The 18491-nt window shown below is 61.3% G+C and carries 14 protein-coding genes; 8 read left to right on the top strand and 6 right to left on the bottom strand.

Annotated elements, in window-relative coordinates; all coding sequences use genetic code 11:
• Positions 1-65: 65 nt before the first annotated feature.
• The gene (gene sbcB / locus AC1MEK_RS04605) at positions 66-1496 is read left to right on the top strand and encodes an exodeoxyribonuclease I (RefSeq protein WP_480395077.1); all 1431 of its coding nucleotides are present in this window, start codon (positions 66-68) and stop codon (positions 1494-1496) included.
• A gap of 102 nt (positions 1497-1598) precedes the next feature.
• Here the strand turns inward: sbcB and mvaT are convergent, their stop codons facing one another.
• On the bottom strand, positions 1599-1976 hold the full coding sequence (gene mvaT / locus AC1MEK_RS04600) for a histone-like nucleoid-structuring protein MvaT (protein WP_480395076.1): 378 nt from the start codon (positions 1974-1976) through the stop codon (positions 1599-1601).
• 347 nt (positions 1977-2323) lie between these two features.
• Between mvaT and purU the strand changes: the two genes are divergently transcribed.
• Positions 2324-3175, top strand: a complete 852-nt coding sequence (purU, locus tag AC1MEK_RS04595) for a formyltetrahydrofolate deformylase (protein WP_480395075.1) — start codon at positions 2324-2326, stop codon at positions 3173-3175.
• Between the two features lie 134 nt (positions 3176-3309).
• The gene (locus tag AC1MEK_RS04590) at positions 3310-3492 is read left to right on the top strand and encodes a hypothetical protein (RefSeq protein WP_480395272.1); all 183 of its coding nucleotides are present in this window, start codon (positions 3310-3312) and stop codon (positions 3490-3492) included.
• Here the strand turns inward: AC1MEK_RS04590 and gpgF are convergent.
• Positions 3469-4464 carry a glucosaminyl phosphatidylglycerol flippase gene (gene gpgF / locus AC1MEK_RS04585; protein WP_480395074.1) on the bottom strand — a complete coding sequence of 332 codons (996 nt, stop codon included), beginning with the start codon at positions 4462-4464 and terminating at the stop codon, positions 3469-3471. The two genes, AC1MEK_RS04590 and gpgF, sit on opposite strands and share 24 nt — an antisense overlap.
• A gap of 187 nt (positions 4465-4651) precedes the next feature.
• On the opposite strand from gpgF, the gene AC1MEK_RS04580 reads away from it, so the two are divergent.
• Positions 4652-6136 carry a helicase HerA-like domain-containing protein gene (locus AC1MEK_RS04580; protein WP_480395073.1) on the top strand — a complete coding sequence of 495 codons (1485 nt, stop codon included), beginning with the start codon at positions 4652-4654 and terminating at the stop codon, positions 6134-6136.
• Between the two features lie 149 nt (positions 6137-6285).
• Here the strand turns inward: AC1MEK_RS04580 and AC1MEK_RS04575 are convergent, their stop codons facing one another.
• Together AC1MEK_RS04575 and AC1MEK_RS04570 are read right to left on the bottom strand one after the other, a co-directional pair.
• The gene (locus AC1MEK_RS04575; RefSeq protein ID WP_480395072.1) at positions 6286-7758 is read right to left on the bottom strand and encodes an inorganic phosphate transporter; all 1473 of its coding nucleotides are present in this window, start codon (positions 7756-7758) and stop codon (positions 6286-6288) included.
• A 237-nt stretch (positions 7759-7995) separates the two neighbouring features.
• Positions 7996-8193, bottom strand: a complete 198-nt coding sequence (locus AC1MEK_RS04570; protein WP_480395071.1) for a hypothetical protein — start codon at positions 8191-8193, stop codon at positions 7996-7998.
• Between the two features lie 834 nt (positions 8194-9027).
• Here AC1MEK_RS04570 and pcaR point away from each other — a divergent pair.
• From pcaR to pcaD, 4 genes are all read left to right on the top strand, one after another.
• A complete protein-coding gene (gene pcaR / locus AC1MEK_RS04565; RefSeq protein WP_480395070.1) occupies positions 9028-9870 on the top strand; it encodes a pca regulon transcriptional regulator PcaR in 843 nt (280 codons plus the stop codon).
• Positions 9871-10168: 298 nt separating this feature from the next.
• Positions 10169-11371, top strand: coding sequence for a 3-oxoadipyl-CoA thiolase (gene pcaF, locus AC1MEK_RS04560; RefSeq protein WP_480395069.1), 1203 nt, complete (start codon positions 10169-10171; stop codon positions 11369-11371).
• Between the two features lie 169 nt (positions 11372-11540).
• Entirely contained in the window at positions 11541-12830 is a 1290-nt protein-coding gene (locus AC1MEK_RS04555) for an MFS family transporter (RefSeq protein WP_480395068.1), read from the top strand.
• 93 nt (positions 12831-12923) lie between these two features.
• On the top strand, positions 12924-13712 hold the full coding sequence (pcaD, locus tag AC1MEK_RS04550) for a 3-oxoadipate enol-lactonase (RefSeq protein ID WP_480395067.1): 789 nt from the start codon (positions 12924-12926) through the stop codon (positions 13710-13712).
• A 185-nt stretch (positions 13713-13897) separates the two neighbouring features.
• On the opposite strand, the gene AC1MEK_RS04545 is transcribed toward pcaD, so the two are convergent.
• Positions 13898-15364 carry an AdeC/AdeK/OprM family multidrug efflux complex outer membrane factor gene (locus AC1MEK_RS04545; protein ID WP_480395066.1) on the bottom strand — a complete coding sequence of 489 codons (1467 nt, stop codon included), beginning with the start codon at positions 15362-15364 and terminating at the stop codon, positions 13898-13900.
• Positions 15361-18489 carry an efflux RND transporter permease subunit gene (locus AC1MEK_RS04540; protein WP_480395065.1) on the bottom strand — a complete coding sequence of 1043 codons (3129 nt, stop codon included), beginning with the start codon at positions 18487-18489 and terminating at the stop codon, positions 15361-15363. Before AC1MEK_RS04540 ends, AC1MEK_RS04545 begins: the two co-directional genes overlap by 4 nt.
• Between the last annotated feature and the right edge of the window lie 2 nt (positions 18490-18491).

Here is an 18491-nt window from a genome sequence, read left to right as displayed (position 1 = left end):
CGGGCGGCCAGGGCTGGGCGAATTCATCTGTTAGACTCGCCCGATCTTCTGCACAGGATCCACCCGTGACTTCCAGCATCTTCTGGTACGACTACGAAACCACCGGGATCAATCCGCGTAACGACCGGCCGCTGCAGGTGGCCGGGATTCGCACCGACGATCAGCTCAACGAGATCGGCGAGCCGGTCAATCTCTACTGCCAGCCAAGCGATGACATTCTTCCGCACCCGGCGGCCTGCCTGGTCACTGGCATCACCCCCGCCAGGCTGGCCGAAAAAGGTCTGTGCGAAGCCGATTTCATGACCCGCGTGCACGCCGAGCTCTCAAAGCCCGGTACCTGCGGCGCCGGCTACAACACGCTGCGCTTCGATGACGAGATGACCCGCTACAGCCTGTATCGCAACTTTTTCGACCCTTACGGGCGCGAATGGCAGGGCGGCAACAGCCGCTGGGATCTGATCGATGTCGTTCGCACGGCCTACGCCCTGCGCCCCGAAGGCATTGTCTGGCCCGAGGAAGACGGGCGCGTCACGCTCAAGCTCGAACGGCTGACGGCGGCCAATGGCATCGATCATGGCCAGGCCCACGATGCCTTGTCCGACGTGCGTGCCACTATCGCGCTGGGCCGGCTGATTCGCGACCGGCAACCCAAGCTCTACGACTATCTTTTTCAGTTGCGCAGCAAGCACAAGGTTCAGGATCAGATACGCCTGTTGCAGCCGCTGGTGCATATATCCGGGCGCTTTTCGGCAGCGCGAAGTTATTTGAGCGTTGTACTCCCGCTGGCCTGGCACCCGACCAATCGCAATGCGCTGATTGTCTGCGATCTGTTTCACGACCCGCGTCCGTTACTGGACGAAGACGGCGAGATATTGCGCCAGCGCTTATATACGCGACGCGAGGATCTGGCCGAAGGCCAGTTGCCCGTTCCACTCAAACTACTGCATATAAACAAATGCCCGGTAGTCGCGCCGTTGAGCGTGCTGCGAGAGGAAGATCGTCAGCGTCTGGCGTTGGATTTCGAGGTCTATAAACAGCGCAGCGCCGAGCTGAGTGCCGGGCAGGCGGTCTGGCAGGACAAGTTGAAAAAGGTTTATGCCAGTGATGAATTCGCTGTCAGCGAAGACCCTGAACAACAGCTATATGATGGATTTATTAACGACCGGGATCGCAGGCTGTGTGAACAGGTGCGTCTGGCCGAACCGCAACAACTGGGCAGTGAAAGCTGGCCTTTCGATGATCCGCGCCTGCCTGAATTACTGTTCCGTTACCGGGCGCGAAACTTCGCTGAAACCCTCAGTGTCGCCGAACAGCAACGCTGGTCGAGTTTCTGTCAGTGGCGTCTGACGGACCCGCAGGCCGGTGCGCCCAATACGCTCAAAGCCTTTACCCGCGCGCTGATCGAGCTGTCGCTCAAGGCCACGCCAGAGCAGCTCAAGGTCCTGAGCCAGTGGCAGGATTACGCGCTGCAACTTCAGCAGCGGGTCGGACTGTAACGTTGGCCGTTCAAAAAAACGGGCAATAAAAAACGCCAGCATTCGCTGGCGTTTTTTCATGTCGCACATCACTGCACAACGACTGTCGCAACAAGCGGGGGATTAGCCCAGCAGGGTTGCCCAGCTTTCTACTTCGTCACCGCCCCACTTGGCTTTCCACTCTTTCAGCGTCTTGTGGTTGCCGCCTTTGGTTTCGATGATTTCGCCGTTGTGCGGGTTCTTGTATTGCTTGACCTTGCGCGCGCGCTTGGTGCCGGTAGTTTTGACAGCGGCGCCGCGAGGGGCTTTGAGTTTGGACTCTGGATCCAGCAGCGCGATGATGTCGCGCAGGGATTTCTGGTATTCACCCATCAGCGTGCGCAGTTTGCCTTCGAACTCAAGTTCTTTCTGCAGTTTGTCGTCAGCTTGCAGGTTTTGCAGGCGGGCTTGCAGTTCTTTGATGGCTTCTTCTGTTGCGCGGTATTCGTTGATCAGGGACATGAGGGCTACCTGTGTTGTGAGGGGCAAGCGGTAATGCCGTAATAATAGGCAGAGTATTTGCCCAAGTAAACATTTAAGAAAAGTTTTATCTGAAGCATTTTGAAATAGCTGAGCAAAATGCGCGGTCGTTCAAACAAGAGTTACGCCGATGCCTTGCCTAAGTGCGCCTCTATTTAGTGCAGTTATCGCAGGTTCCCAAGGCGCCGGGCAGGGCCTTGAAACACTGATCCATTACCGCCGATCGGATCCCGATCGGGCTTTCCTGAAATCCGCTTCACCGGAATACTGCACAGTCGCCGGGTAATCGCTAGAATGGCCGCCTTTGCGAAGTTCTGGAGTTTCCCCCCATGCGCACTTTTCGTCTGGTGATCGCTTGCCCGGACCGTGTCGGCATCGTTGCCAAAGTCAGTAACTTTCTGGCGTCGTACAACGGCTGGATCACCGAAGCGAGCCATCACTCTGACAACCTCAGCGGCTGGTTTTTCATGCGTCATGAAATCCGTGCCGATACCCTGCCGTTCGATATCGAAGGATTTCGCCAGGCGTTCGCGCCGATCGCCGAAGAGTTTTCGATGGACTGGCGCATCACCGACTCGGATCAGAAAAAGCGCGTCGTGCTGATGGCCAGCCGTGAGTCGCACTGCCTGGCTGACCTGCTGCACCGCTGGCACAGCGATGAGCTGGACTGTGAAATCGCCTGTGTGATTTCCAACCACCAGGACCTGCGCAGCATGGTCGAGTGGCACAACATTCCTTACTACCACGTCCCGGTCGACCCGAAAGACAAGGAGCCGGCATTCGCCGAGGTCTCGCGTCTGGTCAAGCAGCATGACGCCGATGTGGTGGTGCTGGCGCGTTACATGCAGATCCTGCCGCCGCAGCTGTGCCGCGAGTACGCGCATCAGGTGATCAATATTCACCACAGTTTCCTGCCGTCGTTCGTCGGTGCCAAGCCGTACCATCAGGCGTCGTTGCGCGGCGTGAAACTGATCGGTGCGACCTGCCACTACGTGACCGAAGAGCTGGATGCAGGTCCCATCATCGAGCAGGACGTGGTTCGCGTCAGCCACCGCGACAGCATCGAGAACATGGTGCGTTTCGGCCGTGACGTCGAGAAGATGGTCCTGGCCCGCGGCTTGCGCGCGCACCTGGAAGATCGCGTGCTGGTGCATGACAACAAGACGGTTGTGTTCGACTAAGCTCGTTCTCCAGGCCGTTGATTCTGGCCGAAGGCCGTAGCAGTCCGGCTTGCCGGCGACAGCGATCAGAAGACCGCCGTCGCCGGCAAGCCGGACTGCTACGGTCAACGCAGAGACGAAAATGGGCAGCAATGATGACCAACCCCCTCGACAAAGCCACCTCCAAAGCGCCGCCCACCCTGGGCGAGGGCTGCCTGAGCCGCTACGACCCCGATGCCCTGTCGCCCGAAGACGGCACCGAGTTCGAAGGCGCCGAACAGCTGTGGAAGCAGATCAAGCCCCAGGACGATGACTCAGTGGCTCTTGACCCGCAGTAGCTTCATCAGCAGCGGTTTGCCCACCAGCAGCAGAAACACCGGCCCGCCTGCGACCAGGTAGAAGTAGTACGTCACGATTCGCCAGATCAGGATCGCCGCCGCCGCGGTCGATTTGCCCACCACCGGCGCCAGCAACGCCGCCGAGGTCAATTCCGCAGCGCCCGCGCCGCCCGGCGACAGGCTGAACTGCCCCGCGCTCAGCGACAGCATCTGCACCAGAAACGTCCAGGCCCAGTCGACGTCCACACCCAGCCCGCGCAACGCCAGATACAGCACGCTATAGCGTAAGCCCCAGTGCACGCAGGTCAGGGCGAATACCTTGAGCAGCACGCGGTGCGGCATTTTCCAGGTTTCGGCCAGCGCATCGCGAAAATGCAGCAGCTTGCGCGCCCAGCGGATGCGCGTGGTGTTCTTGCGCCGCAACCGCGTGAGCAGGCGGCCGTTGAACAGGATGATGCGCCGATGAAACCGCGCAAAGCCGGCGCACACCACCAGCCCCGCGCCGATCAGCAAGGCGCTGGCGATCAGCATCCACTCCAGGTTTTCGCTGAGCCGATGAAAGACCGCATAAATCAGGATGCCGATCAGCGCCAGCAGAAAGAACACCAAGTCATTGAGTTGGTCGGTGGCGAATGCGGCGGTGCTTTTCGCCGGGCCGATGCCGCAGCGCGACAACAGCGCCACCAGGGTCAACGGCGCGCCACTGCCGCCGGGTGTTGCGCTGTAGGCGAATTCGGTGGCCATGACGATGCCCAGGCTCTTGCGCATGCCCACGCCAGCGGCGGCCTCGCCCAGCAACAGGCGCAGGCGCATGGTGTTGGCGCACCAGCCCACGAGCACCATGGCGAACATGGCCAGCAGCAGGCTCATCGGAAAGTTGCGCAGGCGATGGAACATGTCCGCACCGCCCATGAAAAAGGGGATCGACAGGGCAGCCAAGAGTAGCAGGGCGAGCCAGAACAGGCGCTTCACACGATCATCCCGTTCATGTTCGGCTGTAAGAAAGTAGATGTCTGATTGTGGGGCATGGTCGCTCAGTGTGTTGTCACCGTTGGACTAGAGTGAAGGGGCCGACTCTGCTTGGCAATCTTCAATGCAGGTCAGGGTGGACATCACGCCTGGGTCTACCTGCCCACAACTTTGACGTGTAGGTGACGACATGGCGGATGTTCAACAGATACTCATCGGCGCGGGCCCGGACGGTCAGCCGGTCGGGCAGGCCATGCGCCTGGCCAATCGCCACGGCCTGGTGGCGGGCGCGACCGGTACCGGCAAGACCGTGACGCTGCAGCGCCTGGCCGAGGTCTTCAGCGATGCTGGTGTGGCGGTGTTCGCTGCAGATATCAAGGGCGACCTTTGCGGCCTGGGTGCAGCGGGCAATCCCCAGGGCAAGGTGGCGGAGCGAATCGCCGGGATGCCCTGGCTCAATCACACGCCGCAGGGCTATCCCGTGACCTTGTGGGACGTACATGGCCAGTCAGGTCATCCGTTGCGTACCACGTTGTCGGAAATGGGGCCGTTGCTGCTCGGATCCCTGCTTGAGTTGACCGACAGCCAGCAGTCCGCGCTCTACGCCGCGTTCAAGGTCGCGGATCGCGAAGGCCTGCTGTTGCTGGACATCAAGGACCTCAAGGCGCTGCTCAACTATCTGCATGACAACCCGCAGGTGCTGGGCGAGGACAGTGCGCTGATGACCACCGGCTCCAGCCAGGCGTTGCTGCGCAGGCTGGCCGTATTGGAGCAGCAGGGCGCCGAAGCGCTGTTTGGCGAGCCGGCTTTGCAACTTGAAGACATCCTGCAGCCGGCCAGCGACGGCAGAGGACGTATTCATCTGCTCGACGCCAGCCGCCTGGTGCACGAAGCGCCCAAGGTCTACGCCACCTTCCTTTTGTGGCTACTGGCCGAGTTGTTCGAGCAACTGCCCGAGCGGGGCGATGCCGACAAGCCGCTGCTGGCGCTGTTTTTCGATGAAGCGCACCTGCTGTTCGCCGATACCCCCAAGGCGTTGCAGGATCGCCTTGAACAGGTGGTGCGGCTGATTCGTTCAAAAGGCGTGGGCGTGTATTTCGTTACCCAGTCACCGGGAGATTTGCCGGACAACATTCTGGCGCAACTGGGGCTGCGGATTCAGCACGGTCTGCGGGCGTTCACCAGCAAGGAGCAGAAATCCCTCAAGGCCGTGGCGGATGGCTTTCGCCCCAACCCTGAGTTCGACGCGCTGGCGGTGCTCACCGAACTGGGCATCGGCGAGGCGCTGGTGGGGACCTTGCAGGAGAAGGGCACGCCCGAGATCGTCAGGCGCGTGCTGGTGGCGCCTCCGCAATCGCGGATCGGGCCGCTGAGTGATGCCGAGCGCGCGGCGTTGATCGCGCGATCGCCGCTGGCCGGGCGTTACGACAAGCCGATCGATCGGGAGTCGGCCTATGAAATGCTGCTGGCGCGCAAGGTGCCTGAAGCGCAGGCCGCACCCGCCGGCGAGGAAAAATCCGAAGGCGGATTTGCCGATATGGCGGGGGGATTTCTCGGTGGCTTGGCAGGGCAGGCGGTCAAGAGCGCGATGCGTCAGGCAGCCAATCAGATCGGCCGGGAGTTGGTGCGGGGCTTGATGGGGTCGTTGCTGGGCGGGGGCAAGAAGCGGCGTTGAATCGTTCGATGTGCCGTAGCAGCAGGGCTTGCATCGTTGGAAAGCGCGAGCTTGCGAACTTCGCACTTGTGGGAGCCGGCTTGCTGGCGAATGCGATCTCAAGATCGCTCCCGCCGGCAAGCCGTGCTGCTACGGTTATGTTTACATCATCAACCCAGCGCTTTGGACGCCAGCCAGAACAGGCCCGCCGACAGTCCGACGGTGGCGGGCAGGGTCAGCACCCAGGCCAGCAGGATGTTGCGTACAGTGCCGCCCTGCAGGCCGCTCTTGTTGGCGACCATGGTGCCGGCCACGCCTGACGACAGGATGTGGGTGGTCGACACCGGTAGCGCGAAGACGTTGGCCAAGGCGATGGCGCTGGCGGTGGTGATCTGCGCAGACATGCCCTGTGCGTAGGTCATGCCCTGTTTGCCGATCTTCTCACCGATGGTCAGGACCACGCGCTTCCAGCCGACCATGGTGCCGATACCCAGCGCCAGGGCAACCGCCAGAATCACCCAGAACGGTGCGTATTCGGTGGTGGCCGTCAGGTCTTTACGCAGCTTCTCCAGATCGGATTTCTCGCGGGCATCCAGGCTCGGCAGCTTGCTGACTTTGCGCGCGGTGTCGTCCAGGCACAGCAGGTAGCGGCGCACTTCGATACGGTGCTCAGGCGCCAGGCTGTGGTAGTCGGTCACGCCCTTGAGGTTGTTCAGCAGCGCGTCGATGGTCGGCTCGGTCTGCTCGGGGTTGCAGCTGAAGCGCTCCGGCAGGTCACCGGATTTGGCCTTGCCCAGCGCCAGATACTCGCCCAGCGTTGCGTTATTGCGCTGGTAGAACTGGCTCAGGTGCAGGGTCGCATCGCGGGTGCGTTCGATCTGGTAGGTGGTGGTGGAGAGGTCCAGGACGAACTGCGCCGGCACGATGCCGATCAGCACCAGCATGATCAGGCCGATGCCTTTCTGGCCGTCGTTGGAGCCGTGCACGAAGCTGACGGCCATGGCCGAGATCACCAATACCAGGCGATTCCAGAACGGCGGGTGTTTCTTGTCATCGATGCTGCGGCGCTGTTCCGGGGTCTTGTGCATCTTGGACAGCGGGCGCCAGGTTTTCAGGCCGATCAGCACCAGCGCGGCGACGATAAAGCCCATCAGCGGCGAGAACACCAGCGAGGCGCCGATATCGATTGCCTTCTGCCAGTTCACGCCGTCGGCCAGCGGAATGTGGTTGATCAGCGCATTGGCCAGGCCCACGCCGAGGATCGAACCGATCAGCGTGTGGGAGCTGGAGGCCGGAATGCCGAAGTACCAGGTCCCCAGGTTCCAGGTGATCGCGGCCGCCAGCAGCGAGAACACCATCGCCAAGCCGTGGCCGGTGTTGACGTTGATCAGCAATTCGACCGGCAGCAGGTGAACGATGGCATAGGCCACGCCGACGCCGCCGAGCAGCACCCCGAGAAAGTTGAACACACCAGAAAAGAACACCGCCAGATGGGGCGGCATGGCCTTGGTGTAAATGACTGTCGCCACCGCGTTGGCGGTGTCATGAAAGCCGTTGATGAACTCGAAGGTGAGGACGAAAGCCAGGGCGAGCAACAGGCTCACAATCACCCAGGCGTCCAGTCCGCTGAATAAATCGATCATGGAAGGTTTTCTGACCCGGTATTAAGGGGGCGGGATTATGACAGAAAAAAAACATCACGATAGGCAAGCCGCCAATTGGTAGCAGCCTGCAACGAAATTTCTGCCCCACCACCACCCTATTGACTTCCTGTCGGGAAGCAAAATGGCATGCACATGAGCTTCAACCTTAGCTCAAACCGGGTCGAGTGCAGCGTGGATCTGCCCGGCGCGAAACCTGGCGCCGAAGCATATGGAGATTCACGGCTCTTCTTTGAGCTCGTTTTCCATTTTCTGCAGTTCTTGCTTGAACGCCTGATCGAGCAGGCTGGCCCGCTTGCGCCATGGCTTGCGCTCGGGATCGGGTTGCGCGGCATAAGTGGTCACTTCACCGCCGTAGACATCCTTGTAACGTTGTTCCTGGCGCTCTAATTCTGCGCGCAGTTCATCTTTGGTCACGTTGTTACCTGATTGTGTCGAGTTTGATTCTGGCGATAACGCATGGGCAGAAAATGCCGGTGGCCGATGACAGGTCGATTTGAACAAACGAATGCGACGAGTCCTGGGCGAAAGTATTGGACACTTTCTGTCACATGCGGCTACGCGCACCAGAACGACATAGCTGCCGTAGCAACATTCACTTTGTTTCCGGTTGCCAGAGTTCTGGCCAATTGACCAGGCTTGCGCCTTGGCTATCGCCGGGGCAGTGCACGGGGGCAATGCAAACGGTGCGTGGATTGGATCCAGGGAACAATTGCCGGGGAGGAATCCGCGCCAGGGCGTAATAGCACGTCAATTGGTCAACACTATCGTCCAAGATGAACGCAAGAGTCAACTCTGCTGAAACGCTCTAGTGAATTAATGAGGATTAATTCTGCATGCTTGTACGAAGCTTCCGAAGTTTGTGCCAGTCATTGATGTGACAGAAGTTTGTAATCTCAATTGCAGACTGACTGAGACAAAAAACTGGCGACGTAATTCCATGAAGATTTTCGCTCGCTGACCGGCGAGATGTATCCACGTGGTTACAAACTGGCGGACCTTCGGGAGGCAGAGACAAAAACGGCCTTGCGGTGAGCAAGGCCGTGCCTGGGACTTCTCAGTGGGTACCTGACCAGTATTTCCAAGAAGCCACACAGTGGCGTGTGAAAGGTATAAGCAACGAGGCGACCGGTCAATTGCGATTATCGGCCAGTGGTTCGATAATCGCCCAAATCACCCTTGCCGTCCTCGCAAAAAGAGGCGAGAGTGGCGCTACAGATGGCCTGCGTGGCGGCGACGAACGGTGTCAAGATGAACGATCAACTGCGTAATTCCTTTGCCTCACTGGCGCCTCCCATCGTGGCGTCGCCCGCCAAGAGGATCCAGGCGTTTACCGGTGACCCCGATTTCATGACCTCGCTGGCCCGCGGTCTCGCAGTGATCCACGCCTTCCAGGAACGCAAGCGCCACCTGACCATCGCGCAGATCAGCCACCGCACCGAAATTCCCCGCGCAGCCGTCCGGCGCTGCCTGCACACGCTGATCAAGCTCGGTTACGCCACCACTGACGGGCGCACCTATTCGCTGCTGCCAAAGGTGCTGACGCTGGGCCACGCCTATCTGTCGTCGACGCCTCTGGCTGTTTCTTCCCAGCCGTATCTGGACCGCATGAGCAACCAGCTGCATGAGGCCTGCAACATGGCGACCCTGGAAGGCGACGACATTCTTTATATAGCTCGTTCCGCGACGACCCAGCGGCTGATTTCGGTGGACCTGGCCGTGGGCGGGCGCCTGCCGGCCTATTGCACGTCCATGGGCAGGATCCTGCTGGCGGCGCTCGATGATGTGTCGTTGCAGGAGTATCTGGATCACGTCGACCTGCAACCCAAGACCAGCCGCACCCTGCGCACGCCGGAAGCCTTGCTCGAATGCCTGCAACAGGTTCGCCAGCAAGGCTGGTGCATCGTCGATCAGGAGCTGGAGCAGGGCCTGCGTTCGATCGCGGTGCCGGTGTACGACGCCTCCGGCCAGGTGTTGGCGGCGCTCAATGTCAGCACCAGCGCGGGGAGGGTGCCGCGCAACGAGCTGGAGCAGAAGTTTTTGCCGATCATGCTCGATGCCAGCCGCGACTTGAGTAATCAGCTGTTCACTTGATATCCGACCCGTCGCGATCCGGCTTTCTGGCGAATGCGCCTTCAAGAACGCCCCCGCCGGCAAGCCGTGCTGCTACGGGGGCGTGGAAACCCCTCTTAAGGATGTGTTCGATTACCGAACGCTTCGTCGATTATCGGATTGTTCCGCCCCTCGCTCAGGCATAACCTCAATCTCATCCCGGCGCTGATGGCTCGCGCCGCTCACCGATTGACGTTCTGAACCTGGATCCCCCATGGCCGCGATGCCTTCTCTGCAAGCGCGTAGCGCCTGCGCCAGCGGACCAGGTACGAGGAGAAGCATGATGCGTGACGTGTTTATCTGCGATGCAATCCGCACCCCGATCGGCCGTTTCGGCGGCGCGCTGGCGACGGTGCGCGCCGACGACCTGGCCGCACTGCCGATCAAGGCGCTGATCGAGCGCAACCCCTCGGTGAACTGGAACGAGCTGGACGAAGTGTTCCTCGGCTGCGCCAACCAGGCCGGCGAAGACAACCGCAACGTGGCGCGCATGGCCGCGCTGCTGGCGGGCCTGCCGTACAGCGTGCCGGGCGTGACCTTGAACCGCCTGTGCGCCTCGGGGCTGGACGCGGTGGGCAGCGCCTTTCGTGCCATCGCCTGTGGCGAGATGGAGTTGGCGATCGCTGGCGGCGTCGAGTCGATGTCCCGCGCGCCGTTTGTGATGGGCAAGGCCGACGCCGCCTTTGGTCGCGGCCAGAAGCTGGAAGACACCACCTTGGGCTGGCGCTTCGTCAACCCGCTGATGAAAGACCAGTATGGCGTCGAAACCATGCCGCAGACCGGCGACAACGTCGCTGAAGACTTCAAGGTTTCCCGCGAAGATCAGGACGCCTTTGCCCTGCGCAGCCAGCAGCGCACGGCAGCGGCACAGGCCAGCGGCTTCTTCGCCGAAGAAATCGTGCCGGTGCGCATCGCCCACAAGAAGGGCGAAACCATCGTCGACAAGGACGAGCACCCGCGCGCCGACACCAACATGGAAGCGCTGAGCAAGCTCAAGCCGGTCAACGGCCCGGGCAAGACCGTCACCGCTGGCAACGCAGCCGGTCTTAATGACGGCGCCGTAGCACTGATCCTGGCCTCCGCCGAAGCGGTGAAAAAGCACGGCCTGACTCCGCGCGCCCGCGTACTGGGCATGGCCAGCGCAGGCGTCGAGCCGCGCGTGATGGGCGTCGGCCCGGTGCCTGCGGTGCGCAAACTGGTCGAGCGTCTGGGCCTTGCGGTGTCGGATTTCGACGTCATCGAACTCAACGAAGCCTTTGCCAGCCAAGGCCTGGCGGTCATGCGTGAGCTGGGCTTGGCGGACGATTCACCCAAGGTCAACCCGAACGGCGGCGCCATTTCGCTCGGCCATCCGCTGGGGATGAGCGGCGCGCGTCTGGTGCTCACCGCCTTGCATCAATTGGAGAAAACCGGCGGCAGAAAGGGACTTGCCACCATGTGCGTCGGTGTAGGACAGGGCCTGGCCCTGGCGATAGAACGATAATCGGCACAAAACCAGATCAACCACCCGAGCTCATCGGGTTGCCTCCACGAAAAGGCAACCCGGGGCTTGGGCGGTTGTCCTTGTGATGTCGAAGTGTTACTGCTTAAGTCTAAGTGTTACAGGTTATGTCGTAGACTGGCTGGCCTTTACAAAATATGGGGAAACAATAATGACAACGACTCACTACACCGGAGAAGAAAGGAGCAAACGGATTTTTGCGATTGTGGGTGCCTCTTCAGGCAACCTCGTGGAATGGTTCGACTTCTATGTCTACGCCTTCTGCGCGATCTACTTCGCACCGGCCTTCTTCCCGTCCGACGATCCGACCGTACAACTGCTCAACACCGCAGGCGTGTTTGCCGCGGGCTTCCTGATGCGTCCTATCGGTGGCTGGCTGTTTGGCCGCGTCGCCGACAAACATGGCCGCAAGAACTCCATGATGATTTCGGTACTGATGATGTGCGGTGGCTCGCTGGTCATCGCCTGCCTGCCGACCTACGCCTCGATCGGTGCCTGGGCGCCGTTCCTGCTGCTGGTGGCACGTCTGTTTCAGGGCCTGTCGGTGGGTGGCGAATACGGCACCACGGCCACCTACATGAGTGAGGTCGCGTTGCGGGGGCAGCGTGGTTTCTTCGCCTCCTTCCAGTACGTGACGCTGATCGGTGGTCAATTGCTGGCGGTGCTGACCGTGGTCATCCTGCAGCAATTTCTCAATGCCGATGAGCTCAAAGCCTACGGCTGGCGGATTCCGTTCGTGGTCGGTGCCATCGCGGCAGTCATCTCGCTGCTGCTGCGCCGCTCGCTGAAAGAAACCACCACCGCCGAAGTGCGTCAGGACAAGGACGCCGGCAGCATGGCCGCGCTGTTCCGCAATCACGCTGGCGCCTTCATCACCGTGCTGGGCTACACCGCCGGCGGCTCGCTGATTTTCTACACCTTCACCACTTACATGCAGAAATACCTGGTGAACACGGTGCACATGGACGCCAAGACCGCCAGTTACATCATGACCGGCGCGCTGTTCCTGTACATGTGCATGCAGCCGGTGTTCGGCGCACTGGCGGACAAGATCGGTCGCCGTGCCTCGATGCTGTGGTTCGCAGGCCTGGGCACGATCTGCACTGTGCCGATCCTGATGACCCTGAAAACCACCACCAGCCCGGTGCTGGCCTTTGTGCTGATCACCCTGGCACTGGCGATCGTCAGCTTCTATACCTCGATCAGCGGCCTGGTGAAGGCCGAGATGTTCCCGGTGCATGTCCGTGCCCTGGGCGTGGGCCTGGCCTACGCCGTGGCCAACGCCATCTTCGGTGGCTCGGCCGAGTTCGTGGCCCTGAGCTTCAAGAACATGGGGTCGGAAAACACCTTCTACTGGTATGTGACGGCGATGATGGCAATTGCCTTCCTCTTCAGCCTGCGCCTGCCGAAGAAGCCGGAATACCTGCACGAAGACCACTGATTCATTTCCATCGCGCGCGCCTGCACCCGGGCGCGCGTCATCCATACTCTTCAATGACTTTCTCGCAAAGTGCTCGATAAAAAGGGAGCTGCTATGGCATTCGTACAACTTGAAGACGGTGAACTGCATTACCAGATCGACGGGCCGGCCGGCGCGCCAGTGCTGGTGCTGTCCAACTCGCTGGGCACTGACCTGCATATGTGGGACGCGCAGGTCGCCGCGTTCAGCAAGTCGTTCCGGGTCGTGCGCTACGACACCCGTGGCCATGGCAAATCCCTTGTCACCCAAGGGCCTTACACCATCGAACAACTGGGGCGTGATGTCCTGGCGCTGCTCGATGCGCTGAAGGTCAAACAGGCGCACTTCTGTGGATTGTCCATGGGCGGGTTGATCGGCCAGTGGCTGGGCATTCATGCCAATGACCGTCTGCACAAGCTGATCCTGTGCAACACCGCCGCGAAAATCGGTGGTCCGGAAATGTGGGACCCGCGCATCGAGATGGTGGAGAAGGGCGGCGAACAGGCGATGAAAGAGCTGGGCGCCGGCGCTGTCGGCCGCTGGTTCACCCCGGACTTCGCGCGGGATCACGCCGACAAGGTCAAGCCGGTGACCGACGTGCTGGCCTCGACTTCGCCACTGGGCTATGCGGCTTGCTGCGCGGCGGTGCGTGATGCGGACTTCCGTAAACAGCTGCATTCGATCACCGTGCCGACGCTGATGATCTGCGGCAGCCACGACGCGGTGACGACCGTTGCCGATGGCCATTTCATCCAGAACCACATCGCCGGTTGCCAGCTGTCCGACTACTACGCCGCGCACCTGTCCAACGTCGAGCTGGGTGAGGTGTTCACCTTGCGCGTGACGGAATTCTTGTTGAGTTGAGGTGATGTAAGCATTTGAACCTGTAGGAGCCGGCTTGCTGGCGATGCGCTGTGTCAGACGCCACATCATTGAATGATCCACCGCATTCGTCGGAACGCCGCCCGCACCAAGCCGGCTCCTACAGTTGATCTTCGTTTACCCAATAAAAAACCCACCGGCTGGTGGGTTTTTTATTGAGCGATGAATCAGAACAACCGGGTTTCCGGCACGTCCCCCGCAGTCGGCTTCTTCTCGCCGGTCTGGGTCTGTTCGTACCAGCCGCCACCCAGGGCCTTGTACAGATTGACCTCGCTGGTCAGCTGCGACAGGCGATCGGTGATCAACGACTGCTGCGCGCTGAACAACTGACGCTGGGCGTCGAGGAAGGTCAGGTTGCTGTCGACACCGATGCGATAGCGACGCTCAGCCAAGCGGTAGTATTCCTGGTTGGCGGTGACGAAATCGGTCTGTGCCTTGAGCTGGTCGGTGAAGGTCTTGCGCGAAGCCAGGCCGTCGGAGACTTCCTGGAACGCGGTCTGAATCGCCTTCTCGTAGTTGGCCACGCCGATGTCTTTCTGGATCTTCGAGTAATCCAGGCTGGCGCGCAGGCTGCCGGCGTTGAAGATCGGCAGGTTGATCTTCGGCGTGAACAGCCAGGTACCCGAGCCGCCCTTGAACAGGCCGCTCAGATCGCCGCTGGCGGTACCGGCACTGGCCGTCAGGCTGATGCTCGGGAAGAACGCCGCGCGCGCTGCACCGATGTTGGCGTTGGCGGCCTTGAGGCTGTACTCGGCCTGGAGGATGTCAGGACGGCGTTGCAGCAGCTCCGACGGCAGGCCAGGCGGCATCTCGTTGAGCATGTCGGCGCTCAGCGGTTTGGACGCAGGCAGGTTGGCCGGCAGGCCGGTGCCCAGCAGCAGGACGAGGTTGTTCTCGTCCTGCGCGACCAGACGCTGATACTGCGCCAGCTTGACCCGGGCGCTCTCGACCGAGGTGCGCGACTGTGCGAGGTCCAGTGCCGAGGCCACGCCGACTTCGTTGCTGCGCGAGGTCAGGCGGAAGCTTTCCTCGAAGGCGCCGAGGGTGTCCTGCGTCACCTTGTACAGCTCTTTGTCCGCCTGCCAGGTCAGGTAGGCGTTGGCGACGTTGGCCACCAGGCTGATCTGCGTGCTGCGGCGGGCTTCTTCGCTGGAGAAGTAGGTCTGCAGCGCTTGCTCGCTCAGGCTGCGCACGCGGCCGAACAGGTCCAGCTCATAGGCGCTGACCCCCAGGCCCACCGAATACTGGCTGGTGATGCCTGCCTGGCCGCTCTGGGACAGGTCGGCCGGCACCCGCTGACGGGTACCGGTGGCGTCGGCGGCCACGGCCGGGAACAGGTCCGCACGCTGGATGCGGTACTGGGCCCGGAAGGCGTCGATGTTCAGGGCCGCGACACGCAGGTCGCGGTTGTTTTCCAGGGCCGTCTGAATCAGTTGTTGCAGCGCCGGGTCCTGGAAGAACTGGCGCCAGCCTTGCTCGGCGGCTGCCTGGTTGGCCGCCTGGGCCGGCGAATACGCCGGGCCTTGCGGATACTGGGCGGCCACCGGTGCGGCAGGCTGCTTGTACTCGGGGATCAACGAGCAGCCGCTAAGAACGATCGCGGTCACTGCCAGAGAGATCAGGGACTTGCTCATTGGCCAGCCTCATCATGTGGAATATGTTTCTGTTTGCTCTTGAACAGCGAGGATACCGAAACGAAGAACAGCGGTACCCAGAAGATCGCCAGGATCGTGGCCGTAATCATACCGCCGATTACACCTGTACCGATCGAGTGCTGGCTACCCGAGCCTGCGCCGGTGGAGATCGACAGCGGCACCACGCCGAGGATGAACGCCGCCGACGTCATCACGATCGGACGCAGACGCATCCGGCACGCTTCGACGGCCGCATCGATCAACGACTTGCCTTGTTCATGCAGTTCCTTGGCGAACTCGACGATCAGAATCGCGTTCTTCGCCGCCAGACCCACCGTCACCAACAGACCGACCTGGAAGAACACGTCGTTGGACAGGCCGCGCAGGCTGGTGGCCATTAGCGCACCGATCACACCCAGCGGCACCACGAGCAGGACCGCGATCGGGATCGACCAGCTTTCGTACAGCGCTGCCAGACAGAGGAAGACCACCAGTACCGAAAGCGCGTACAGCGCCGGCGCCTGCGAGCCCGACAGCCGTTCTTCGAACGACAGGCCGGTCCAGGAGTAGCCGATGCCTTGCGGCAGTTGCTGGGTCAGGCGCTCGATTTCCGCCATGGCCTGGCCGGTACTGTAGCCCGGGGCCGGGGTACCGAGGATTTCTTCGGCCGGAACACCGTTGTAGCGCGACAGTTTCGGCGAACCGAACACCCACTCGCCGGTGGCGAAGGCGCTGAACGGCACCATGGTCCCGCTGGCGTTGCGCACGTACCACTTGTTCAGGTCTTCAGGGCTCATCCGCGATTTCGGGTTGCCCATGATGTAGACCTTCTTCACCCGACCGCGGTCGATGAAGTCGTTGACGTAGTTACCGCCCATCGCCACCGACAGGGTGGTGTTGATGTCCGACTGGGTCACGCCCAGGGCGCGGGCTTTTTCGTCATCGATGTCCAGCTGGTATTGTGGCTCGTCGGTCAGCCCGTTCGGGCGCACGCCCGCCAGGATCTTGCTCTGCGCCGCGAGGCCCAGTAACTGGTTACGTGCCTGCATGAGTTTTTCATGGCCCAGGCCGCCCTGGTCCTGCAGGTACAGGTCGAAACCGGTGGCGTTACCCAGCTCCAGTACCGCAGGCGGTACAACGGCGAAGGACATCGCGTCGCGGAAGCCGAAGAAGTGCCCCTGGGCACGCTTGGCCACTTCGAACACGCTGTTGGACGAGTCACGCTCTTCCCACGGCTTGAGCATGACGAACGCCAGGCCCGAGCTCTGGCCACGACCGGCGAAGTTGAAGCCGTTGACCGTGAACACCGAGTTCACGCCCGGGTCGGTCAGCAGGTATTCGCGCATCTTGTCCAGGGTGGTCTGCGTACGCTCGGCAGTGGAGCCGGGCGGCGTCTGCACCTGGGCGAAGATCACGCCCTGGTCTTCTTCAGGCAGGAACGCGGTCGGGATGCGAGTGAACATCCAGATCATGCCGGCGAAGATCAGCAGGTACGCCAGGAACGCCGGGAACTTGTGGCGAATGACGTTGCTCACGCCACGCTCGTAGCTCAGGACGCTGCGGTCGAAGGTGCGGTTGAACCAGCCGAAGAAACCCTTGCGCGGCTGAGCGTGCTTGACCGGGTCGATCGGCTTGAGAATGGTGGCACACAGTGCTGGCGTGAAGATCAGCGCAACCAGTACCGACAGGGCCATGGCCGAAACCACGGTGATCGAGAACTGGCGGTAGATCACACCGGTGGAGCCGCCGAAGAACGCCATCGGCAGCAGTACCGCCGAGAGCACCATCGCGATACCGACCAGCGCGCCCTGGATCTGCTCCATGGATTTGCGCGTCGCGTCCCGGGGAGACAAGTGCTCCTCGGCCATGACCCGTTCGACGTTTTCCACCACGACGATGGCGTCGTCCACCAGCAAGCCGATGGCCAGCACCATACCGAACATGGTCAGGGTGTTGATGGTGAAACCGGATGCCGCAAGGATGCCGAACGTACCGAGCAATACCACCGGCACAGTCATCGTGGTGATGATGGTGGCGCGGAAGTTCTGCAGGAACAGGTACATCACCAGGAACACCAGGATGATCGCCTCACCCAGGGTGTGCACTACGCCGTTGATCGACTCTTTGACCACCGGAGTGGTGTCATACGGGTAAACCACTTTCATCCCTGGCGGGAAGAAGGGTTCCAGGCGGCTCATGGTGTCGCGGATCGCCTGGGCGGTGTCCAGCGCGTTGGCGCCGGTGGCCAGCTTGATCGCCAGACCGGAGGCCGGTTTACCGTTGAACTGCGCGTCGACGCTGTAGTTCTCGCCACCCAGACCGATGGTGGCGACGTCCTTCAGGCGCACTTGCGAACCGTCCTGATTGACCTTGAGCAGGATGTTGCCGAACTGCTCGGAGGTCTGCAGGCGGGTCTTGCCGATGATGGTGGCGTTGAGCTGCTGACCCTTGACCGCCGGCAGGCCGCCGATCTGGCCGGACGACACCTGAACGTTCTGCGCGGTGATCGCGCTCTTCACGTCGACCGGGGTCAGCTGGAAGTTGTTCAGCTTGGCCGGGTCCAGCCAGATGCGCATCGCGTACTGGGCACCGAACACCTGGAAGTCACCCACGCCCGGGGTACGGGCGATCTGGTCCTGGATGTTGGAGACGATGTAGTTGGACAAGTCTTCCTTGGCCATGCTGCCGTCTTCGGACACCAGGCCGATCACCAACAGGAAGTTCTTCACCGCTTTGGTCACGCGCAGGCCCTGCTGTTGCACCTCTTGGGGCAGCAGCGGGGTGGCCAGGTTCAGCTTGTTCTGGACCTGAACCTGAGCGATGTCCGGGTTGGTACCCTGGTTGAAGGTCACGGTGATGGTCATGCTGCCATCGGAGTTACTTTCGGACGAGATGTAACGCAGGTTGTCGATACCGTTCATCTGCTGCTCGATGACCTGTACCACAGTGTCCTGCACGGTCTGTGCGGACGCACCTGGGTAGGTCACCTGAATGGCGATGGCCGGCGGCGCAATGGCCGGATACTGGTTGATCGGCAGCTTGAGAATGGAAAGCGTACCGACCAGCATGATCACGAGGGCGATTACCCACGCGAAAATGGGTCGATCGATGAAAAACTTCGACATGA

The organism is Pseudomonas sp. 2 (assembly GCF_056627435.1).
This window is presented reverse-complemented; position numbering and strand designations above follow the sequence as displayed.